This window comes from Nostoc sp. TCL26-01, assembly GCF_013393945.1.
Lineage (GTDB): Bacteria > Cyanobacteriota > Cyanobacteriia > Cyanobacteriales > Nostocaceae > Trichormus.
Map to the genome: position 1 here is coordinate 5,065,427 of NZ_CP040297.1, position 23,197 is coordinate 5,088,623.

Genomic DNA, 23,197 nt, shown 5'->3' on the forward strand with positions numbered 1-23,197 from the left:
TCACCTTGTACCCTGATGCCATTTTTGGATGTTGAATTGATTCATCCCCTTGTCTTCTACCCTACACCCTATACTCAATTCTTCACAAATGTACTAAAATCAATGACTTGAGTCCCTACTAAGAGCAATCATGGCATCCATCCGCGAGTTGCACGAACAACTAGTAAAAAAAGAACGTTCTGCTGTTGAAATTACCCAAGAAACTTTAGACCGTATTCAAACTCTAGAGCCAAAATTGCATAGTTTCTTACACGTAACAGCACAGAAGGCGTTAGAGCAGGCTAGTGCTGTGGATGCCAAGATAGCGGCAGGTGAAGAAATTGGTTTGTTGGCGGGAATTCCCATTGGCGTTAAAGATAATCTGTGTACGAAAGGGATTCCCACTACTTGCGCCTCTCGAATGTTAGAAAATTTTGTGCCGCCTTATGAATCAACGGTGACACAAAAGCTACTTGATGCAGGAGCAGTAGTTGTTGGCAAAACTAATTTAGATGAGTTTGCGATGGGTGGTTCCACAGAAAACTCAGCTTATCACGTCACTCTCAATCCGTGGGATTTGTCGCGGGTTCCTGGTGGTTCTTCGGGAGGTTCAGCCTCGGCTGTAGCGGCGGAGGAATGTGTGGTTTCTGTGGGTTCTGACACTGGTGGTTCCATCCGTCAACCAGCATCTTTTTGTGGTGTTGTGGGAATTAAACCGACTTATGGGTTAGTTTCTCGCTATGGCTTAGTGGCGTTTGCTTCATCTTTAGACCAAATTGGCCCTTTTGGACGCTCAGTCGAAGATACGGCAGTTTTGTTGAGTGCGATCGCCGGTTATGATCCTAAAGACTCTACCAGTCTGAAAGTGGAGATTCCTAACTATGCAGCTAGCTTAAGACCAGACCTCAAAGCCAGAGGTAAAATGCGCATTGGGATTATCAAAGAAACTTTTGGCGAAGGTTTAGATTCTGTTGTAGAACAAGCAGTTACTAAAGCAATTGACCAACTACAAAGTCTGGGTGCAGAAATTCATATTGTTTCCTGTCCCAGTTTCCGTTATGGCGTACCTAGTTACTATATCATCGCCCCATCGGAAGCATCAGCTAACCTAGCTCGTTACGATGGTGTTAAATATGGTTACCGCGCACCTGATGCAGATAACCTGTTATCAATGTACACACGGACTCGTTCCACTGGTTTTGGCGCGGAAGTTAAGCGTCGGATTATGATTGGTACGTATGCTTTGTCTGCCGGCTATTATGACGCATACTATTTGAAAGCTCAAAAAATCCGCACCCTGATTAAACAAGACTTTGAGAAAGCTTTTAAGCAAGTTGATGTGCTAGCTTGTCCGACAGTGCCATCAACGGCGTTTAAAGTAGGCGAGAAAAATACTGACCCTTTAAGTATGTATCTACTAGACTTGATGACAATTCCTGTCAATCTAGCTGGATTACCTGGTATCAGCGTCCCCTGTGGCTTTGATGATCAAGGATTGCCAATTGGTTTGCAACTAATTGGCAAAGTCCTACGAGAAGATCAAATACTACAAGTAGCCTATGCTTACGAGCAGTCTACCAGTTGGCATTTACAACAGCCACAAATATGAACAAGGACAAATGACTAATGACCAATGACTAATGACTAATGACCAATGACCAATGACTATTGACTAATGACCAATGACTATTGACTAATCACCTCTGGCGTATATGTTACTTCTTTGACAACGCCATTAATCCCCAGGGGTTTGGCTGGTTGTTCATTCACGGAAACTAAGACAGCGCCAGCATTACCAGAACGGACAGTTAATTGTTTCTTGGCTGTCCAAGTTCTGCGCTCTCCTTTGCTTAACTCACCGATAAACTCAGTTTTACCATCGGCTTTTACTTGTAACCATGATTTGCCTTGTAATTCTAAAGTAACTGCTAGATTCCCGTTGGCTGTGGGTGATGGCGTTACTGTTTGGCTATTGGTTAGGGATGTGGCTATGGGTGATGGGGTTGCTGGTTGGGGGTTGGTAACTACTGAGTTTGGCTTTTTTGCTGGAGGTTTGGTTTGTTGGGTTTTGGTGACTGTGGATGCTTGTTTTTTTGCTAGAGACTGGGATATGAGTTTGGGATTGAGTATGTAAATAAGTGCGATCGCTGCAACTGCTAGTAATCCCAGATAGGGTATAAATAGGGGGATGCGGATATTGGGTTTTGATTCTGATTTTGGCGGATTATTTGGAGATTCAATCGGTGGAGGATTGACGGTAAAAGAGTTGGCTAAAGCTTGACCGTCTAAGCCTAAAATATCTGCATACCGCCGGATAAAGCCTTGAATGTAAACAGGCTCAGGTAATTCTGCAAATTTTCCAGCATCTAAAGCTTGTAAGAAATATAGTCTAATATGTGTTTTAGCAGCTACTTCTTCTATCCTTATAGACTGCTCTTGTCTTACCTGGACTAAATATTTACTTATTTCTTTGAGTTGCTGTTGTTGAGCCTCATTTAATAGGTTCACTGTCTTCTCCTAAATATGAGCTAATTTTTACTATGCCGCAGTGAGACTACTTCAGTAAAGTAAATATTATGACTATTTCCTTAATAAATTGTTGTACTCAGTTTTATTTTAGTGGGAAATTATAATTGAAGAATATTATCATCTAGAAGTTAGTGAATAATTGTTTGATTTATTGATGTTTATGCAATTATCGCAGTTATGGGGTAATCGCCAAAATATATTAGTAAAAGTTTAGACGTAGGGGACAAAAGGGTTTTAGCCGTACTAACTTACCTTAATGGCTGCGATCCGCTACGCCAAGCGAAACGTCATTGCCTACTGTGGACAAAGCTTATCGTTTTTTGTTCTATTTGTATACATTATTCATCTAAACGGTCTATGATTGCCTGCTGCAATTCTGTAAATCCTGATTCGCTATGGATATCAGCTGTCAGTGTATTCATATTTTGCAGAATATCTACCAATCCATCAATAGTGGCTCGGATTTCCGTATATTCGTTGATAGACCTCTGTAAACTTGGTACGTTGGCAGTAGAAGATAATTGTTTAATTTTTGTTTCTAGTTCTCGACTTTTTGCTTCCCAGTGGATGATATAGTCTGCACGGTCAATGGGATCATATATTTTTGCATCTTGTAAGACAATAGGAAAAATGCGATTATAAAAGTTTCCATTTTTAGCGATTTGGACTAACTCGAACATACAATTGGGTGATTTGAGATAGCGATCGCTAATTACAGTAATCACACATTTACCGCGTCCAATTCGTTGCATAAACTCTTTAATTAGTCCTTTGTATCCTAAATCTCGCTTATCTCGAACAGTAGTGATACCTTTTGACTGTAATACTTGGTCTAAATTATTGACAAATTCCTCGCTTTCCCCTTGCCAAGTATAAGATATAAAAATTTCTTTCTCTAAGATTGATGGAGATTGACGGGTAATTAGAGATGGATCAAAATCAGTATATTCGTCATCATGCTGTCTCTCTCGCCGTTGTGTTCGCGGTTCAATACCATCTAACAATTGTTGGACACTAACTTTTGTTTTTAACCCAGAAGGGATAAAGCTGGTCTCACCCAACTCTTCTAAATCGAGTAAATGTGTATAGTCTACTAAAATCTGAGGATGAGCAAGGAGAGGCACTTTTTCTTGAGTAATTAGTCCTTTAATAGTCTGATGAATCGCATCGAATTGGGAACGAATCATGGCTAATAGTTCTCGTCTACCAGAGTAATTACCACTTATAGAGATGAAGATTTTTTGGTCTTCTCGATCGCTTTTTACTAAGGCACGATTATCGCGGTGTTTCAACACAATTCCACTACGCCACCAAGTTTGTTGATCGGCAAGGTGGTGCATTCTGACAATGAAACGAGAAATAATGCTGCTAGGAAGGACATTGTAATGGTATTGGAAGGCTAAAACATTTTGCCACTTACCTGTGGCTGGTTCTCCCTTGGGAAGTAAGTCGGGGATGAGGAAGCATTTACCATCTTCTAAAGGAAAGCAGAGTTCAAACTTCTGCATCATATCAACAATGAATAATTGTTTATTTCGGGGATAGCAAGCACTATATAAGATGCGGTTGAGTTGTTCACGATCTAAAATGCCTCGAAATATTGTTAATAGTTGGTTGTCATTAAGTATTTTGTATACACCATTTGTTACCCATTCTGGGTTCAGAACGTTTGTGTCTTCTAGGCGATCGTCATCACGAAAGTTGAGGATAATGCCGAGTCTGTGTAATAGTTCAATCAAAGTGGATTGGTGGCGATCGCTTGTAACTTGCTCTTCATTACATAAATCTTGATACTGTTTGTAGGAAATATAGTCAATTTTGCTTTCTTTCTTTTCTTCTAAGCAATTTTTAACTTGAAACCAACTTTTCGGTAAGCGATCGTGAATATCTTTTAAAGCTGCTAATTCACGGGTAATAACTGACCGTAATTCCTGTAAACCTGCACCAGTTGCACAGGAAACAGAGACGATATCTTTAATGGTTGTGTACTTCTCGCGGAGTCCTTTTTGGTCAATGTCTAGGGGATGTTGATCAATCTTGTTGCCTACAATAATGATCGGGGAATCACTACCAAAGCTTTGAATTATTTTTAGCCAGTATTCTAATTCGTTTTGTCGTTCATCCAGACGAGCATCTAGTACCAACAAATACAGACTGCGTTTAGTGAGAAAAAATTGGTGAGTGGCGTGCATAATTTCCTGTCCACCAAAATCCCACACATTCAACCGAATGGGTTGATGATTAATAATCACTTGCCAGTTCTGGACGTTAATACCTTCTGTCTTACATTCATGGGGGTCGTAAATATTTTCAATTAGCCCTTTTATTAAGGAAGTTTTACCTACACTACCTTGTCCTACTAATAATACTTTAGCTTCATTAAGTGGTTTATCTGGTTCTGCTTGGAGAGAGAAATAATAGCTCAGAATTTTAGCTGGCTCACCTAATTTTTCCCATAAATCTCCTAAAACTTCTGTTGGAATCTGTAACTTCGTGTTTCCTTCACCACGCAGATTTAGCTGTTTAAGTTGAGTTAATTGCTGTATTTCTGGTGGCAAATTGATCAAGTTATTATTTTCAAGATCAAGAGTTTCTAGATGTTGCAGTTGACCAATTTGTGTTGGGAGTGTTGTCAGTTGATTGTCTCTAAGATAAAGATGACTCAAACGAGAAAGTTGACCAATCTCCGGTGGTAGTGTCGTCAGTTGATTGCCAATGAGATAAAGGTGACTCAAACGAGAAAGTTGACCAATCTCCGGTGGTAGTGTCGTCAGTTGATTGCCAATGAGATAAAGGTGACTCAAACGAGAAAGTTGACCAATCTCCGGTGGTAGTGTTGTCAGTTGATTGCTACTAAGGTAGAGATAATTAAGGCGAGAAAGTTGCCCAATTTCTGGGGGTAGCGTTGTTAATTGATTATCAACTAGTTCAAGCTGACTTAGGTAGCAAAGTTGACCAATTTCCGAGGGCAGTGTTGTTAGTTTATTTTTACTCAGTTTAAGCCGACTGAGACGAGAAAGTTGACCAATATCCGGTGGTAGCGTCGTCAGTTGATTATAACTGAGGTAAAGTTGACTGAGGTTGGAAAGTTTACTAATCTCCTTTGGGAACGTCGTCAGTTGATTGTAGCTGAGGTAAAGCTGACTGAGATTGGAAAGTTCGCTAATCTCTGCTGGCAACACCATCAGTTGATTTTTACTGAGTTTAAACAGACTGAGACAAGAAAGTTGATTAATCTCTGCTGGAAGCGTTGTTAAACCTTTCCCAGAGAGGTCTAATACGGTCACTTTCTCCCTGGCTGCTTGTTCAATAATTTGTAGCAGTTCTTCGTTAGTCATTTAGATATGATTACAGAGACAATGTGTAACGACGAATTGCTGCTTTGAGCATATCTGATCAGTATTTTGTTGAACTATGTGTCTGATGAAATGAAGCCTAACCCCTTAATCCCTAAGGGAGGGTTCAAAGCATCTCTCCATAGGGGGTCTGTAAGTATAGTACTTTTCAGATATCCTCTTGTACACGCAGCAGAGTAACTGAGCTAACTAATAATGTAGCTTGTATCCAGAATTGCTTGAGTAAAATTCCCTTGCTATTGTCCTTAATTCATCTTCAATCGATATTTCTGAGAGTTATTAATGTGTCACCAAGATTATTGAAATTGATATCACAGGATTTGTGTAGGGCTTGAATGAGAGTCCATTATCTTCCCCATCCCCAATGCAAATATGTAATTTACGCATAGCTTGCATGAAATTTTAGAAACTAAGTACTTTGCACTACACTCATTAACTGCCATGATGAATCAGTTCATAGTGTTGTTGTTTGTTGTGATAGGCGGATGCTCCGACAAAAATCCGCCTACTTTATCCCAAAAATTTTGTGTCAGTTTTTTCTTCTATCGCCTTCAGGATCGGTCAATAGTGAGATAGTGCAAAAGTACTATGACTTGTCTTTATAAATAGTTTATGAAATACTACTCTTAAAATACGGTAAATCGATAGATTTTAAGTAGTTTAAGGGCTGGCTAAAGCAACAGTGGACTTTTTCTAAAATGACAAACACAGAAATTCGCACCAATTACGTCAAAGTTCCCAATGGTGATTTACAAATCGATGCTTACTTAGCGGAACCGACAAGACCGGGAAAGTTTCCAGGGGTGATTGTGATTCAAGAAATATTTGGTGTTAATATTCACATCCGAGAAGTCGCTGAGAGATTTGCTCATGAAGGGTATGTAGCGATCGCACCAACATTGTATCAACGTATTGCACCTGGTTTTGAGGCTGGATACAACCCCGAAGATATCCAGCGTGGGAGAGGCTATAAAGAACAGACAACAGCCGCAGAAATCCTGAGTGATATTCAAGCAGCGATAGCCTATTTAAGAACTTTAGCAAATGTGCAAGGAGATGCGATCGGTTCTATCGGCTTCTGTTTTGGTGGTCATGTTGTTTACCTAGCAGCCACTTTAGCAGATATCAAAGCTACAGCATCCTTCTATGGTGGCGGTATTCCCAACTCTACACCTGGAGGTGGTGAACCGACAATCAGACACACATCAGCAATCAAAAACCCAATTTACACCTTCTTTGGTAATGAAGATCAAGGAATTCCCCTAGAACAGACACAACAAATAGAAGCTGAATTAAAGAAATATCAGATTCCTCATGCTATCTTCCGCTATCCTGGCGCGGGACACGGCTTTTTCTGCAATCATCGTGCTAGCTATAACCCTGAAGCGGCGACTGATGCTTGGCAAAAAGTTCTTGAACTCTTCCAAAAAACCCTCCAACTTCAGACAGTTTAAATTCAATCATACCGTTTCTGATTTTTCCTAGCTTTTAAAAACAATGATCACTTCAGCCAAATCACTAAAAATTAATATCTTCCAGCGCGTTTCATTGTTTATTGTTCCTGGCTTATTTACTCTGGCAACTACATTAACCAGTTGCTCAGTTAACACTCCCACAGCAGCAAATAAAACTACTGGTTTTACGACTAAAGTTGTGCGGATGGGATATCAAAGTCCTGGCGATATCGTGAGACTAAAAGGAGTCATAGAAAAACGATTGCAACCTTTGGGTGTTTCTGTTGAATGGGCGCAATTTGCCGCAGGCCCTCAATTAATGGAAGCGATGAATGTAGGGAGAGTAGATATTGGTTCGGTTGGTGAAACTCCCCCGATATTTGCTCAAGCGGCAGGGACATCATTGGTTTATATTGCTAGTAATAAACCTGGAAATAGTCAAGGTAGTGGAATTGTTGTCCAGAAGAATTCACCCATTCGGACTTTAGCTGATTTGAAAGGGCAAAAAATTGTTTTTCAAAAAGGTTCTGCCTCTCATTACTTATTAATAAAAGCCCTAGAGGAAGCTGGTTTAAAATACAGTGATATCCAACCAATTAGTATGCCACCGACAGAAGCACGTGGCGCTTTTATTCAAGGTAAAATAGATGCTTGGGTAACTTGGGACCCTAACCTAGCCTTAGCACAGAAATTATCTCAAGCCAGGATACTAAGAAATGCTAGTGGTATTGCTACTCAAGGTGGATATTACATGGCTGCCCGCAAGTTTGCCACAGAAAATCCAGAGTTGGTAAGATTAGTTTTGGAGGAAATAGATAATATTGGTAAATGGGCTGAAAAAAATCCAGAAGAAGTTGTTAAATTAACTGCACCTCATCTCAAACTAGAACCAGATATCTTAACTACAATGGTAAAACGGCGGACTTATGGCTTAAGACCGATTACTCCAGAAATTATGGCAGGACAACAAAAGATTGCTGATTTATTTGCTCAAGAAAAGGTGATTCCTAAACGGATTGAAATCAAAGAAGCAATGCTAACTACGGAACAATACGCAGCTATTACCCCAGCAACTATTAGTCAGAAATAGCGGTGTTGATTTAAAAATTAGACAGTTGTCAATCAATAGATTTCTGAAGAGTTTTCGGTCAAAACTATTGGTGAATAAAGATGTAATTAATCATGTCTTTATTCACCATCAATTATAGGTAATGAAAAATCACGTGACCATTCATTCCAGGAACCAAAATAATTTTTAGCATTAATTCCAGCTATGCTAAGAGCAATAAGTGTATTTGCGGCTCTAGAACCTTTAAAGCAGTAGATATATACGATAGAATCAGTATTAATACTCACTGATTGACAAATTTCTAAGATTTCTGCTGGGGAACGAAATAAGGGAATTCCTGATGTATAGTCCATCAGACGATGCCATTCTAGCCATACAGAGTTAGGGATTCTACCTTTGCGGGGGCAAAAATCAGGTGTATAGGGAGAAGAACTTAAGCCGTGCCATTCTGGGCGATCGCGCACATCTAATTTTATAATTGATGGGTTATCAAGTGCTTGCAACATCTCGGTTGTAGTCACCATCATTTCAGACTGGGGATGGAGTCTAAAAATGCTGCTTTCACGTTCTGGGACTTCATCTGTTGTGGGTAAGCCAGCAGCTAGCCAGCCTTGATATCCACCATGCAATACAGAGACTTGAGGACATCCCAAATACTTGAGTAGAAAAGCGGCTCGACAAGATTGACCATAACCTCTATCTAAAGTATCTTCATAGACAATTAACCGTTCTTTACCGCATATACCTACCCGACTCATAATTTCTGCAAAATACTCTTGTAATTTTTTAAATCCTGCTGGGGAAGAATCCTCTAAAAGATAAGTGAAGAAATCTCGAATATTAATAGATTTAGGAATATGTGAAATAGCATATTCTTCAGGAGTACGTGTATCTATAACAACTATTTGTGATGAATTTCCTACTAACAGTAACGTGAGTTTCTGAGGAGAAATTAGGAGGTTTGTATCCACGTTTTCATTTTTCTGTTATCGTGTCAGTTGTCATTATCGCCTCCAATAAATTGACATTTTGGCTTAAAAGTCACAGAACTATACGAATCCGACTTGATTATTGAAATTTCTTGTGTAGGTAGGGAACAGGTAACAGGTAACACAAAAAGAAGTGATAGGGAACAGGGAACAGTAGAGATGTTGCAATGCAACGTCTCTACATTTATTTTTGGAGGCAATTTGTACTGAGGTTTTTAAAAATCAAATAGATTCTGCTTGAGCAAACATAGTTAGATTTATGACTCTAGAAAGAGTTTGGACACAGTTTAATTACGTTTAGATAGAAATAAACCAAAACAATTATTGGTTTAAAAATTCAGTTTTTTAAAAAATGAGTTTATTTGATTTCTCAGAGCCAATTTTACGGCGTAAACAAACAAATATCGATGTTGATGAACTAGAAGGACTTGTGTATGTTGACTGGCAGATTGGTAACACTAAACTGTATTCAACTTTTTATACTCGTGTAGATCAAGCTTGTATAGTTTGGAGTTTATTAATTATCCCGATGTTTTTTACTGCTCAGTTTTTGCCTCTTAGTTGGAGTTTACAAGCGACTCTCTGGTCAATATTAAGTTGTATTGGTATTACTATCATGGTCAGTTGGACTAAGTACTGGGTAAGCATTAGACAGGTGAGATGGGTATTATCTTGCTGGGTAATATTGTTACTTTTTGGTATAATTTTAACCGATGTCAGTATTTTTATGGGTTGGAGTGGGATACTATTAAATTTGTGTTCGCTGTGGTTAGGATTGAGTACAATTGGCTACTTATGTACAGGATTGGGTGTGCGATCGCGGGCTTTAATTTTTACAGGGATGCTGCATCTACTATTAATTTTTTTACTGCCTTACATTATGGCTTGGCAGTTTTTAACTACTGGTGCTGTGATGGCTTTATGCTTATTAATTTTAGCTGAATTTCAATGGGATGGCTTATAAATTTGATAATCAATAATCAACTTAAGGAATTTTACTACTACTGCAAGTAGTAACAATATAAGTCTGATTTATGTCTTTAGATTTATGAATTACTAGCAGACAGTGCTTATAGTTAAGTTCTGAGATGAGGCTTAAACTAATCACATAACTGAGGCTGGAATTATGTCAAGCAAATTTATATATTTCAGTTATTTCTTTATTAAATATCGGTCTAACTGTAATTATCTGCAATCATTATTGCAGAGGTCGTTATTCTTAAATTTACAGGTATTCTGTTAAATAGAGATCCTGCATTTCTCACAAGCCACAGATATGGCAGATGTAGCAGATGTAGGTTTGGTTAAGCGCAGCGCAACTCAACATAGATACTGAAAGCTTAACCGATATCTTGGTGTTGGGTTTCCTAAAGTCAACCCAACCTACATTTAAGCAAGTAATTTAGCTACGCGAATAAAAATCAAATTACATATTATATTCACATACGAAAGGTGCAACATTGTGAACACCTTACATCGTCGAGAAAATGATTTTTGGCATCGGTCAAATGAGCAGATTACCGAACATCTGCCTATATTAGAAGCTAACGATTTTCTTCCCCACATTGGTAAATGGATAAGTATTGGTGGGGGAGTTATCTTGAGTATTTTTATAGCTGGAGTGGCGTTAGCATTTGTTTTTAAATACAACGTGACTGTGAAAGTGCCAGCTACCCTGCGTCCAGTGGGAGAACTACGGGTTGTGCAATCACCGATTAGTGGGAAAATTCAAAAAATCGCTGTTAAAGAAAATCAAATAGTAACTGAGGGAGAAGCTATTGCTTATATTGATGATTCCCGACTGCAAACCCAGAAAAGTCAACTAAAAAATATGATTCAGCAGAGTCAATTACAACTAAATAAAATAGATGCTCAACTAGGAGAAATAGATGTGCAACTTGCAGCACAAACTAACTTAAATAACCAGACGAATATATCTGCTCAAGCTGAACTCAGTGGTACACAACGCAACTATGCAGACCAGCAAATTAAAGCTATAGCAGATATGACGCAAGCACAATCAGCTTTAACTTTGGCAAGGGCGCAAAAAGACCGATTACAAAGAGAAAAACTTTTACAAGCCACTGTACAGGAAACGGAAGTAGCCTTGAATTTAGCGAGAACGCAAAGACAAAGGTTAAAACAGGAAAAATTTTTAACAGCAACTATAGAGGAAGCAGAAACAGCTTTAAGACTAGCTAAAACACAACAAGATAGATTGCAACGAGAAAAAGTTTTAACTGCAACTGTAGACGAAGCAGAGGCAGCTTTGACTTTAGCTAGAGTGCAACGAGCTAGATTACAACCGATAGTAGCATCAGGAGCGATCGCTCGCAATTTCTTTGAGGAAAAAGACCAAGCTGTCATCTCGGCGGAGGCGAAATTGGAACAAGCCAAGGCTAATGCGAAGAATCTCCTGGAAGAAAAAGACCAAGCTGTCATCTCGGCGGAGGCGAAATTGGAACAAGCCAAGGCTAATGCGAAGAATCTCCTGGAAGAAAAAGACCAAGCTGTCATCTCGGCACAAGCTAAACTTGAACAAGCCAAGGCTAATGCTAAAAATCTCGTAGACGAAAAAGGCCAAGCTTTAATAGTTGCTCAAACAAATCTCGCTAAGGCGAAAACGGAAATTGCTCCCAATAATTATACTGTCACCGTCGCATCTCAAAGAATTCAGCAAGAACAGGCAAAGGGAGAAGTTACTTTAGCCGCGTTGAAGAAAGAAAAAGAGACTCTACTGCAACAACGCCTAGAATTTCAAAAACAACTAGATAGAACTAGCAAAGAATTACAACAGCTAGAAAATGATTTAAGTCAGAGTATAATTCGCGCTCCTATTGCGGGTACAGTGCTGCAATTAAACCTTCGTAACCCTGGTCAAATTGTACAACCAAGTGATGCGATCGCCCAAATTGCTCCCATAAATGCACCAATCCAAATTAAAGCTAATGTTCAGTCTCAAGATATTAACAAAATCAAACCCGGTCAACAAGTCCAAATGCAAGTTTCCGCTTGTCCATATCCAGACTACGGTACTCTCAAAGGAATAGTGAAAACCATTGCTCCAGATGCTTTACCAATTGTGACAAATACATCAGCAAATACTGTTAATAATGCTAATAAAACTGCTTATGAAGTAACTATTGAACCACAAACACCATACGTCGGTAAAGCTGACAAGCAATGTCAACTTAAATCAGGAATGGAAGGACGCGCCGATATTATTTCTCGCCAAGAAACAGTCATGCAATTCATTCTCAGAAAAGCCAGATTAATTGCCGATTTGTGATGAGTGAGGGAGTGAGAGACAAGGGGACAAGGGGAAAATAATTTTGACTGTTGACTAATGACTAATGACTATTGACTATTGACTATTGACCATTGACTATTGACTACTGACTAATAACTAATTATTACCATGTTTGGCTTATTCAAATCATCCAAAAAATATCCCTCTGTTTTGCAGTTAAGTGAAGAAGATTGTGGCGCTGCTTGTCTAGTTGCAATTTGTAGACATTATGGACGCTTCTTAAGCATGAATAAAAGCCGAGAAGCAGTAGGAACTGGACAATTAGGTACAACTTTGTTAGGACTAAAACGCGGCTCTGAAAATCTAGGTTTTAATGCTAGAGCAGTGAAAGCTTCACCAGCTATTTTAGATAGAATCAAGGAAATTAAACTACCAGCAATTATTCATTGGCGGGGCTATCATTGGGTAGTTTTACATGGCAAACATGGCAGAAAATATGTCATTGCCGATCCAGCAGTAGGTATTCGTTATATTCATAAAGAAGAATTAGCAGATGCTTGGAATGGAGTCATGCTCTTAATTGAGCTAGATCATCAGCGCTTTTTTCAACAACCACATGAAAAACCACAACCAGGATTTACACGTTTTCTTCAGCGCATTTTGCCTTATCGTGGGCTATTATCTCAAGTTTTGATGCTAAATATTGTCTTGGGTGTATTAGCTTTGGGTGCGCCTGTACTTATTCAATTGCTGACAGATGATGTTCTAGTTCGGGGAGATACTCAACTATTAACTGTGGTGGTCACAGCCGTTGTGATGATGAATTTATTTAGTAGTGGCTTGCAAGTATTAGAATCCACGATGATTGCTCATTTTAGTCAACGGCTGCAATTAAGTTTAGTTTTAGAATTTGGGCGGAGAATTTTACAATTACCATTGTCTTACTATGAAGCTCGGCGTAGTGGAGAAATCACTAGCAGATTGCGAGATATTAATGAAATTAACCAGTTAGTATCTCAGATTGTTGTGCTTTTACCTAGCCAGTTTTTTATTGCGGTAATTTCTTTTAGTTTAATGCTGTTTTATAGTTGGCAACTATCTTTAGCAGTGATATTTATCGGTGCATTGATGAGTTTGTCAACATTGCCTCTCTTACCGATATTGCAGCAAAAAACTCGCAGTCTTTTAGTTTTAGGTTCAGAAAATCAAGGGGTGTTAGTAGAAACATTTAAAGGCGCACAAGTACTAAAAACTACAAATGCAGCACCGCAATTTTGGGATGAATTACAAAATCGTTTTGGTCGTTTAGCTAATCTCACATTTACTACTATTCAAATAGGCATTATTAACAATACTATTGCTAAGTTTCTCTCGACTATTGGCGGTGTAGTTTTACTGGGACTAGGGAGTATTTTTGTCATTCAAGGCAATATCAGTATCGGACAAATGTTGGCGATTAATGCCCTTCAGATTAATGTTTTGGCATTAATTAGCTCTTTAGTCGGTTTAGTTGATGAATATTTTCGTTCTCAAACTGCTGTGTCTCGCCTTTTAGAAGTTATTGATGCAACTCCAGAAGTAGATGAAACGACGCAAAAACCTGTTGCTCAAATATCTAGTGATGCAGATATTCGTTTTTCTCACATCAATTTTCATCATCCTGGTAGAGTTGACCTATTAGAAGATTTTTCTCTCAAGCTACCAGGAGGAAAAGTTATTGCTGTGATTGGTAAATCAGGCTGTGGTAAAAGTTCTTTAGCGAAACTCATGGCAGGTTTATATCAACCCAATTCTGGTAATATTCGCATTGGTTTCTATAATATTCAAGACCTTGCGCTTGATTGTTTGCGACAACAAGTAGTTTATGTACCCCAGGAACCTCATTTCTGGAGTCGCTCAATTTTAGATAACTTTCGTTTAGGAACACCGCATATTTCTTTTGAAGAAATTGTGACAGCTTGTCATATTGCTGATGCTGATAGTTTTATTAGTCAACTACCTAATAAATATCAAACAGTGTTAGGAGAATTTGGTGCAAACCTCTCTGGAGGACAAAGACAAAGATTAGCGATCGCTAGAGGTATTTTAACTCATCCACCTGTATTAATTCTCGATGAAGCAACAGCTGGACTCGACCCAGTAAGCGAAACTCAAGTTTTAGATCGGCTTTTAGCATCCCGTCAAGGTAAAACTACAATTCTGATTACTCATCGTCCTAGTGTAATTCATCGGGCTGATTGGATTGTCTTACTAGATCAAGGTCAAGTACAATTACAAGGTACTTTAGATGATTTTCTTGCTTTACCAGGAGAACATTTGAAGTTTTTATCTGTGTAATGTCAAGTTAAAAAATAATATTAAATATAAATTTTTAGAGGTATACTATTGTATACCTTTTTTTATATATAAATATTATTTTAATTGGTTTTGAAAAACAAAAAACAATAAGAATTAGCCAGATCAAATATAAAAAATTCATGGTTCTAAAGAAGTAAATATATTATTTTATTTTCTGACTTTAGGATAATTTAAATCATCATAAAAGACCTAATAATAGAAACATAGGTGATGACACACCTATATACTCAAGTGAGGTAAATAGTTTATGCTTACTCAAATGACCACCAATGATTTAATGATGGATCTTTCCGCAGAACAACAGCAACTTCTAGCTGGTGGAAGATTGTCTGAAGATACAGGTACAAGCGATGATGATGACGATAATTTTTCCTCTTCAGATACTTCTTCTACTGGTGTTCGTCGTTACAGAATTAGAAGTTTTGCAATTGTTAGTGTTCGCAAACTAAGTTGAAAATGCTAGTTACATTTTCCTCAAATTTCATTAGTCTTAGAAAGTCTGATATTTTTTGATAAAATATTAGACAGATAAGGCAGAATTAGTCAGGGTAGATAGTCAATATAATATCTGCCTTTAACTTTAAGACTTACGTAAGCCAAAAAAATGTAGGTTGGGTAGAGCGCAACCCAGCCTACATTTTTAATTAGAGGATAGAAAGCAAATAGGAGTCTGATAGATCGTACGCAAAGCCTTATTTGGTTTATTTTTATTAACTATGTAAATAATTTTGGGAATTTTCGGTAATAATTAACTTGGGTTTTAAGTTGTAGTTGTAGATTGGGTAGAGTGCAGTGCCACCCAACATATCAACATATATTGGGTTGTTAATTGGCTACAAGAGCAAGTTTGATTATTCAGTAATCAGCCAAACAGGCTATGACTAGGAAATTTATGACTTTTAGTTAGATGATGTTTGAAAAGTTTCATTATGTATAAAAATGTCATTCTTCCTTACGCTCCGCGTCAGGAAGAATCTAGGTTTTGTGGCAGATACCGAGATGTTTCATTCCGCTACGCTGCATTCAACATGACAAAGAAACAGACTTTTCAAGCGTCCTCTTAGAGGATGATGTTTCAATCTTACTTAACCAAGTCGAAATACCAATAGTTTTGGTTTGTGGAGGTAATAGAAATGATGGGAATATTTTTATGGACGGTTTTTGCCTTTTTTTGGCTAATTGGCTTAAGTTTATTGGCTGAAATTTGGTTTTATGAAGAAGAACAGGAGTTTTAAATCAGTTATCAGTTATCAGTTACCAGTTATCAGTGAAGAGTCCTAACGACGTATGGTGGGGGATTTAAATCAGTTATCAGTTATCAGTTATCAGTTAACGCTGATTCAATTATCTTGACTGATAACTGTTCATTGATAACTGTTCACTGTTAAATAGTCAAAAGATAAAAGATAAAAGTAAAATGTAAACTTTACTTTTATCTTTTGTCATACTAACGTAGTTGGGCAATCATCTGTGCTGGATGCCAATAAGCACGAGTCGTTTGTATTTTCCCTGCTGCATTAACCTCAAAAATTGTAATGCCGGCAAATGTTACTGATTTACCACTCTTACTAACTCCAGACATTGTCCACTTAACTGCGGCTTCATTAGCAGCAATAAATATATGCTCGGTTGTCGCCTCCAGTTTCGCAAACACCGCCTGCAATTGTCCGATGAATTGTTGATATCCTTCATGAACCTTTGTGGGTGGTTCTCCCACAGGATCGTGACTCACAGCATCTTCAGCAAAGTTATCTATCCAGCCTTCTGGATTCATCGCGGCAATATTGGCAAAGTAGGCAGCAATCACCTGTTCAATGGTTTCGTGTGGCATGATTTTCGTTCTGTTGATAGTTGACAAGCGAGAATAATTAATTAATTTCCACTAAAACTGTTACAGATGCGATCGCTACTAGCATCTCATCATTTTTATCTTGAAGTTCCGGGATAGCACGCCCTTGAACTACCATACCGCCAGATTCCACAGTCAGGCTTTTGCGCCCGAAAGGTAATACAGCTAGTACTTCTTCTTCTCTGACTTGTTCAGGATAGGGTACTGCTATCTGAACCTCGACAATCATTTCATTGGGATGACTTAAACCAGCGACTTCCCAAACACCGGGTAAAGCATTATGTGCGATCGCATTACGCACAGCCCTTGCTGCTGCTACTGTCGGTTCTTGTCCATGCTGATCTACTCCCATCCCCATTTCAATAATCAAACGCTTTAAAGCCACACCTCACTCCTCAAATCTTCACTCTTTACTGTATGCCCAATTCATCAAGAAACTGGTTCAAAAACCATCTGGGGAATTAATACACCTTCTGCGAATTCGCCAATACCTAAAAAACGAGTTTCATCTGTGTAGACTCGGACTTTACTAGTCATTTCCGGAGTGAGGGAAATTCGCTGTCCTTGACACCATTTTTGTGCAGAGATGGTTGGTAACGTCACTGCGGGTAAATGTTGTAAAGGTGCATCAGGAGAGACTAGTTGAAATGTGTTAGCTTGCAGTTGAGTTTCTAAGTCTGTCAAGGTGAGAGCATTGGTTAAATCAAAACCACTGCTATGTGTGCGAGTTAAAGCAGCGAGAGTTCCGCCAGTATTGAACACAGCACCTAAATCACGAGCGATCGCTCTAATATATGTACCACTACCACAGGCGATCGCCACATCTAATTCGGGAAAATCTCCTTCTCTCCAATCTAAAATCTCTATCTTAAAAATTTCTACTATTCGTGATGGCACGTCTATTGTTTCACCTTTACGTGCCAAATCATACAGACGTTGTCCTGCAACTTGAATAGCACTATAAATTGGCGGTATTTGCTCAATCTTCCCGATAAATTTTGTCAGTGCAGTTTCCACATCGGCTAAACTCAATCCCGTGATAGGTTGGGAAGTAATGATTTCGCCTTGTAAATCATCGGTTGTGGTACGCACACCCAAACGAATAGTCGCTTGATAAGCTTTGTCGCCTGGGAGATACTGCAATAATCTGGTAGCTTTACCCAATGCAATTGGTAACACACCAGTAGCGGCGGGATCTAAAGTTCCTGCGTGTCCCACACGTTTAAGACGCAGCAGTTTTCGCACCCGCGCCACACAGTCGTGGGAAGTCCAATCAAAGGGTTTGTTGAGATTGATAAAACCGTTGGTCATTGGTCAATGGTCATTAGTCATTAGTCAATAGTCAATAGTCATTAGTCAATAGTCAATAGCAATTGTTACTCTCTCACTCCCTCACTCCCTCACTCCCTCACTCAGCACTCACCTCAACGGGAGAAACTCTTGCTCCCCATGTGTTGATTTGCTTTGGTAAGCTGACTGTTACTGTTGTTCCTTGTCCTATTTGGCTGGACAGGTTGATATCACCGCCGTGTAAATCAACACAAGCTTTTGCGATCGCTAGTCCTAAGCCTGTGCCGGAGATTGTACCAACATTACTGCCACGACTCAAAGATTGAAAGAGGTTTTCTTGTTCTCCTGGTGGTATGCCAATTCCTTGATCTGTGATGTGAAATATGACTTGTGATTCCTGGTCAATGAGATGGAATTCTATCGTACCGCCATCTGGAGAATACTTAACGGCGTTGGATATTAAATTAACAAATATTTGTTGTAAAAGTCCGCGATCGCCCCAAAATTCTGTAATACTTCCAGTAATTTTCCCTATTATTTCGTGATTTTTCCCTAAAACTTCTCTCTCTTGTTCGATGAGTTCCCAGAAGAATTGCTGCAAATCAAGTGAGATAGGCTTAAACTTGGCTGGAGCTAAATCCATCTGATCAACTAAAAGCATACTGTCCACAAGTTCAGACATATATCTTGCTTTTTGCTCAATAATGTGCATAAACTTTTGCTGTTTAGATTCATCTAGTTGCTGGCCATGTTTGACTAGTGTTGATGCTGCTGCCAAGATGGAAGTTAACGGTGTCCGATACTCGTGGGAAACTGTAGCAATGATTTGGGATTTTAAAGCGTTGAGTTGCTGTTCTTTTTTCAGGGCTGCTTGAGTTTTAGCCAGTAATTCTGCTTGTTGAATAGCGATCGCTAGTTGCACTGAAACTTCCGAGAGCATTTCTACATCATCAGCTTGCCATTGTCGCGTGTCTGAATCGTGATGAGCAATCAACAAACCCCAAAGCTTAGTAGTGCCACTGTTATTAATATTAATGGGAACTACTAGATGAGGTATTGGGGAGAGGGGATCGGGAGAGGGGGAGAGGGGGGGATGGGGGGAAAGAATTATCTCCTTATCTCCTTGTCCCCTTCCTTCATTTTGAATTTTGAATTTTGAATTTTGAATTGATTTGTCCCCAATTCCCAATCCCCAATCCCCTTCATAGCAAATACATTGCAGGCTATTATCTATTGGAGAAGTGACGCAAAAGCACATTCCCGCAATTTGGCTGGAGTCAACGGAGGAGGCGACTATCTTACCGCTTGTGTCTGAGGTAAACTGATAGACCATAACGCGATGGCTGACACCGCGCCAGAGGCGATCGCTTTTCAAAAGTTGTTGTATTTCTGATACAACGGTGTGTAGTATTTCCTCTAAGTTTAAAGATTGGCGAATTCGTAAGGCAGTTGTGGCAATGAGGCGCTGTCGTTCTTGAGTTTTGTTTAATTGAGTCTGCAACCATAATTGCTTGATGGCATTACGGACTGCTGGTTGTAATACATCGGGTTTAAGTTGTTGTTTAACTAAATAATCTAACGCACCTCGCTTCATCGCTTGCACAGCGATTTCTTCATCACCACGCCCTGTTAAGACTATTACACCCACAGGTGCAGGAGCCGTAAACATATACTGTTTGAGTTGATCTAAAAGTTCTAGCCCACTCATATCAGGCAAGCAAATATCCAGCAAAATCACATCAAAGTGCTTTTCCTGACATAAAGCGATCGCTTCTGCTGCACAATCTGCCTCCCAAATCTGGTAAGACTGGTGTGGATCTTTCAGAAGATAACGACGATATATTTTGCGATCTGCTGCACAATCATCAATGATGAGTAGCGTCCATGTATCTAACATAGAATAACAGGGAGAAATTTTAGCTCCCACGGATTTAGATTGTGATTTGTTACATAATTCTAAGGAAAAACTAAAATAAATATAAATAAAAGCTAAATTTCTTTACGGAATGGTCAATGGTCAATGGTCAATGGTCAATGGTCAATGGTCAATGGTCAATGGTCACTACTCAGCACTCAGCACTCAGCACTCAGCACTCAGCACTCCCTCACTCCCTCACTCCCTCACTCATCACTCACTGGCGGAGTATTGACTTGCAGCCAGTAGTCTACGAAGGCTTGGATTGTTCTTTGGAGTTCTTGAGCATCCATTGGCTTGACTAGATAGCCATTTGCGCCTTTTTGGTAACAAAATTCTACATCCCTGGGGTTGGATGATGTGGTAAAAACAACGATGGGGATTTCTCGAAAGCTTTGGTCTTGCTTGAGTCTGGTTAAGATGTCACGACCATCAATTCCTGGTAAGTTTAAGTCGAGTAGGATGACAGAAGGTTTGAGTACATCTGAGTTGCGTTCAGCGACATTGGGCGCAAGGCCATCTTTTTGACTTGGTTTTAACCCATTGCGTCTCTGTTGTGTCAGAAAATCTAAAACCTCATCGCCGCTAGTGCAGCGATGTATGGGGTTCTGAACAGCCATGCGTCGCATCAGGCGTTGCAGCATTTTAAAATCTTCATTGCTGTCCTCGACAACGAGCAAAGGCTCATGAAGTTTTGTTGTCATCGGTAATTTTTAAAAAACTTAACAAAAAGAAATATTTGTTTATCATTTTAAACTATATCCAGGGTAAAGTAAAAGCTTGAACCGACGTTGAGGCTAGACTCAACCCAAATATTTCCGCCATGTAGCTCAACAATTTTCTTAACAATTGCTAACCCTGCACCAGCACCTCCACCGTACTTTTCTTGCGAGTGCAGGCGCTTAAACAAGCGGAAAATGGTTTCTCGATGATGTTCGGGGATACCAATACCGTTGTCTCGCACGTAGAAGATGATTGGATATGAGGCATGAGGAAGTTCTGTTAACGGTAGGGAGGCATTAAGTAAGTGCTGGGTAGAAATATTATTAATCCCATCTGGGTAAAAATCATGATTTCTTAATTTTGAATTTTGAATTTTGAATTTTGCATTGATCCCCTCCACCTGTGTTTCCCAGTAGCCAATTTCCACCCATCTTTCTGTCTTATCGTTATATTTCAGGGCATTACTCATCAAGTTACTGAAGACTTCGTTCACTAGAACTGAGTCACACTCGATTGTCGGTAATGGTTGAGGAATGCGAATATCAATTAATTGGGAGTCTTGACGGCTAGCCCGTAACACATCAATCACTTGATTAACTAATTCATTAATATCTGTGGTTTTGCGTCGCAGTTGTGCTTGTCCTAATTGCGATAGCCGTAAGAGTGCGTTAATTAAAGTCTCCATCCGCACGGATAAGGAAACTACTGTTTGTAAATACTCAACTCCCTCATTGTCTAATATCTGAGCGTAGTCTTCTAACAGCACACTGGAGAAGTTGTAAATACCCCGCAGAGGTTCCTTGAGATCATGGGAAGCAGCGTAGGCAAAAGAGGCTAATTCTTGGTTGCTGCGTTCTAGTTCTTGGTTGATTTTGGTTAATTCGTCGGCTTTAGAGAGTACAATACCAACGATCGCCTGATGGAGAGCGATCGCACTATCAAGTTCACACTGTTTCCAAGGTAAGGAAGTTAGTTTAACTGTTTCCTGCCATAATGCAAAGGAATGGCGTGGACAAAGCGTAACGCTACCATCAGCCGCAACTCTCAAAGATTCCTGGGGATTTCCTGCCCAGTTAACTGTTTGCATAACTTCGGGGCGAAACCAAAGGATATAATAACGCTTGACTTGAGAAATTCGCAGCAATAATAAACCACTAGCTGTATCTTTAAAGATCAATCCCTCTGGATACAACTTGGGTAGAGAATCAGTAGCAAACAAGTTATCTCTAACTTGAGTATCCGCCCATGCAATGATTGCTTGTACTTGCTCAATATTTGGCGTTGTTCCCACAAGGGTAATTTCATCATCTAAGCAAATTGCTGCACCAGATGCACTCACAAGATCCAACAACCGGATTTCTGGTTTAATCAACGCATCGATAAAATTATCAGCTTGAGAAATTGATGCTAAAAACTCCGACTGTAGAGATTTGAGTTTAACTTTATAGTCCCATTCTGAGTGACTGATTTTGTGTGCTAATTCCAACGAGACGATTTGTCCCAGAAATTCGCACATCTGCTGCACTTCATAGGGAATCTGTTTTGGTGTTTGATGATGACAAGCGATTAATCCCCAAAGCTTTTGTTCTTGGATGAGAGATATGACTAAAAGCGCTGATACCCCCATATTTTGATGATATTCTACACAGCAAGGATCAAAACTGCGGAGTACACACCAGCTTAAATCTAGAGGTTGATGAGTGACTGGATTATTTTCTGGTAATAACTTGACTGGTTGAGCATTTAAATCGGGTATAGAGCGAATCAAACAACGTGTATATAAATCTCTAGCTACTTGGGGAATATCTGTCGCTGGGTAATGGAGTCCCAAATAGGATGATAAATCCTCGCGTTTGACTTCTGCCACTACAGCACCTGCTCCTTGGGAGTCAAACTGATAAATCATTACCCGATCAAAACCAGTGATGTTTTGTACTTCCTGTGCGAGTAAATGCAAAAATTCACTGAGGTTGGAAGTACTTTGCATTTTAGCGATCGCTGTACTCACTAAGCTATGAAAGTTAAAAAAACTCAACTCAGATAATGAGTCTGTCGGTTCTAACTCCAGAATCACCCCATCTTCTGTACGATGAGCAATGCCATCAAAGTATCGTTCACCTGATGGTGTACTCATAGATACTTTAAATCCCGTTGTACTACCAATGTTTTTCCTTAAGCACTGTTTAACAACTTCTACGTAGGGATTTGCCAATAGGTTGCTCAGAGGCTTACCCAATACATCTTGAACATCTTTATCTAAGTAAACTTGCGTATTTTGACTTACTTGGAGTACATTTAGCTCTGGATTGAGTGCCAACAAGACACCATGAGGTTGAATCGAACCAGGTATGTGTATAGGGATGCGATCGTGTTCAGTTAATATATTTATCTGGTGATTAATATCTGGAAACTGGCTCATATAATCAATTTTATCAA

The 23,197-nt window shown here is 39.3% G+C and carries 16 protein-coding genes; 7 read left to right on the top strand and 9 right to left on the bottom strand.

Going from position 1 to position 23,197, the window contains the following annotated elements; all coding sequences use genetic code 11:
• Positions 1-130: 130 nt before the first annotated feature.
• Positions 131-1,588 carry an Asp-tRNA(Asn)/Glu-tRNA(Gln) amidotransferase subunit GatA gene (gatA, locus tag FD725_RS21910; protein WP_179050102.1) on the top strand — a complete coding sequence of 486 codons (1,458 nt, stop codon included), beginning with the start codon at positions 131-133 and terminating at the stop codon, positions 1,586-1,588.
• Positions 1,589-1,665: 77 nt separating this feature from the next.
• On the opposite strand, the gene FD725_RS21915 is transcribed toward gatA, so the two are convergent.
• Positions 1,666-2,487: a RodZ family helix-turn-helix domain-containing protein gene (locus FD725_RS21915; RefSeq protein WP_179050103.1), complete on the bottom strand. Its 822-nt coding sequence runs from the start codon at positions 2,485-2,487 to the stop codon at positions 1,666-1,668.
• A gap of 359 nt (positions 2,488-2,846) precedes the next feature.
• Positions 2,847-5,846, bottom strand: coding sequence for a COR domain-containing protein (locus tag FD725_RS21920; protein ID WP_179050104.1), 3,000 nt, complete (start codon positions 5,844-5,846; stop codon positions 2,847-2,849).
• Positions 5,847-6,562: 716 nt separating this feature from the next.
• On the opposite strand from FD725_RS21920, the gene FD725_RS21925 reads away from it, so the two are divergent.
• Positions 6,563-7,318, top strand: a complete 756-nt coding sequence (locus tag FD725_RS21925) for a dienelactone hydrolase family protein (protein ID WP_179050105.1) — start codon at positions 6,563-6,565, stop codon at positions 7,316-7,318.
• A gap of 43 nt (positions 7,319-7,361) precedes the next feature.
• Positions 7,362-8,408, top strand: a complete 1,047-nt coding sequence (locus FD725_RS21930; RefSeq protein ID WP_179050106.1) for a sulfonate ABC transporter substrate-binding protein — start codon at positions 7,362-7,364, stop codon at positions 8,406-8,408.
• A gap of 98 nt (positions 8,409-8,506) precedes the next feature.
• Here the strand turns inward: FD725_RS21930 and FD725_RS21935 are convergent, their stop codons facing one another.
• Entirely contained in the window at positions 8,507-9,358 is an 852-nt protein-coding gene (locus FD725_RS21935) for a sulfurtransferase (protein WP_179050107.1), read from the bottom strand.
• Between the two features lie 370 nt (positions 9,359-9,728).
• Here FD725_RS21935 and FD725_RS21940 point away from each other — a divergent pair, with 370 nt between their 5' ends.
• The 4 genes from FD725_RS21940 (at position 9,729) to FD725_RS21955 (ending at position 15,438) form a co-directional block, all read left to right on the top strand.
• Entirely contained in the window at positions 9,729-10,340 is a 612-nt protein-coding gene (locus FD725_RS21940; RefSeq protein ID WP_179050108.1) for a hypothetical protein, read from the top strand.
• Between the two features lie 498 nt (positions 10,341-10,838).
• Positions 10,839-12,665 carry an HlyD family efflux transporter periplasmic adaptor subunit gene (locus FD725_RS21945; protein WP_179050109.1) on the top strand — a complete coding sequence of 609 codons (1,827 nt, stop codon included), beginning with the start codon at positions 10,839-10,841 and terminating at the stop codon, positions 12,663-12,665.
• A 129-nt stretch (positions 12,666-12,794) separates the two neighbouring features.
• Complete coding sequence (locus tag FD725_RS21950; RefSeq protein ID WP_179050110.1) at positions 12,795-14,963, top strand: peptidase domain-containing ABC transporter; 2,169 nt, start codon at positions 12,795-12,797, stop codon at positions 14,961-14,963.
• A gap of 268 nt (positions 14,964-15,231) precedes the next feature.
• Positions 15,232-15,438, top strand: a complete 207-nt coding sequence (locus tag FD725_RS21955) for a hypothetical protein (RefSeq protein WP_179050111.1) — start codon at positions 15,232-15,234, stop codon at positions 15,436-15,438.
• Positions 15,439-16,431: 993 nt separating this feature from the next.
• Here FD725_RS21955 and FD725_RS21960 read toward each other — a convergent pair.
• The 6 genes from FD725_RS21960 to FD725_RS21985 all read right to left on the bottom strand — a co-directional run bounded on the left by FD725_RS21960 (position 16,432) and on the right by FD725_RS21985 (position 23,180).
• Positions 16,432-16,815 carry a nuclear transport factor 2 family protein gene (locus FD725_RS21960; protein ID WP_179050112.1) on the bottom strand — a complete coding sequence of 128 codons (384 nt, stop codon included), beginning with the start codon at positions 16,813-16,815 and terminating at the stop codon, positions 16,432-16,434.
• Between the two features lie 37 nt (positions 16,816-16,852).
• The gene (locus tag FD725_RS21965) at positions 16,853-17,218 is read right to left on the bottom strand and encodes a Lin0512 family protein (protein ID WP_179050113.1); all 366 of its coding nucleotides are present in this window, start codon (positions 17,216-17,218) and stop codon (positions 16,853-16,855) included.
• A gap of 44 nt (positions 17,219-17,262) precedes the next feature.
• Entirely contained in the window at positions 17,263-18,144 is an 882-nt protein-coding gene (truB, locus tag FD725_RS21970) for a tRNA pseudouridine(55) synthase TruB (protein ID WP_179050114.1), read from the bottom strand.
• Positions 18,145-18,241: 97 nt separating this feature from the next.
• On the bottom strand, positions 18,242-20,020 hold the full coding sequence (locus FD725_RS21975) for a hybrid sensor histidine kinase/response regulator (protein ID WP_179050115.1): 1,779 nt from the start codon (positions 20,018-20,020) through the stop codon (positions 18,242-18,244).
• Positions 20,021-20,244: 224 nt separating this feature from the next.
• Complete coding sequence (locus FD725_RS21980) at positions 20,245-20,742, bottom strand: response regulator (protein WP_179050116.1); 498 nt, start codon at positions 20,740-20,742, stop codon at positions 20,245-20,247.
• Between the two features lie 47 nt (positions 20,743-20,789).
• A complete protein-coding gene (locus tag FD725_RS21985) occupies positions 20,790-23,180 on the bottom strand; it encodes an ATP-binding protein (protein WP_179050117.1) in 2,391 nt (796 codons plus the stop codon).
• Between the last annotated feature and the right edge of the window lie 17 nt (positions 23,181-23,197).

Bases quoted from the DNA above. Each gene is read 5' to 3' on its own strand.
- FD725_RS21975 (WP_179050115.1), bottom strand. From the start codon at position 20,020: ATGTTAGATACATGGACGCTACTCATCATTGATGATTGTGCAGCAGAT.
- FD725_RS21925 (WP_179050105.1), top strand. From the start codon at position 6,563: ATGACAAACACAGAAATTCGCACCAATTACGTCAAAGTTCCCAATGGT.
- FD725_RS21985 (WP_179050117.1), bottom strand. From the start codon at position 23,180: ATGAGCCAGTTTCCAGATATTAATCACCAGATAAATATATTAACTGAA.
- FD725_RS21980 (WP_179050116.1), bottom strand. From the start codon at position 20,742: ATGACAACAAAACTTCATGAGCCTTTGCTCGTTGTCGAGGACAGCAAT.
- FD725_RS21940 (WP_179050108.1), top strand. From the start codon at position 9,729: ATGAGTTTATTTGATTTCTCAGAGCCAATTTTACGGCGTAAACAAACA.
- FD725_RS21960 (WP_179050112.1), bottom strand. From the start codon at position 16,815: ATGCCACACGAAACCATTGAACAGGTGATTGCTGCCTACTTTGCCAAT.
- truB (WP_179050114.1), bottom strand. From the start codon at position 18,144: ATGACCAACGGTTTTATCAATCTCAACAAACCCTTTGATTGGACTTCC.
- FD725_RS21955 (WP_179050111.1), top strand. From the start codon at position 15,232: ATGCTTACTCAAATGACCACCAATGATTTAATGATGGATCTTTCCGCA.
- FD725_RS21930 (WP_179050106.1), top strand. From the start codon at position 7,362: ATGATCACTTCAGCCAAATCACTAAAAATTAATATCTTCCAGCGCGTT.
- FD725_RS21920 (WP_179050104.1), bottom strand. From the start codon at position 5,846: ATGACTAACGAAGAACTGCTACAAATTATTGAACAAGCAGCCAGGGAG.
- gatA (WP_179050102.1), top strand. From the start codon at position 131: ATGGCATCCATCCGCGAGTTGCACGAACAACTAGTAAAAAAAGAACGT.
- FD725_RS21950 (WP_179050110.1), top strand. From the start codon at position 12,795: ATGTTTGGCTTATTCAAATCATCCAAAAAATATCCCTCTGTTTTGCAG.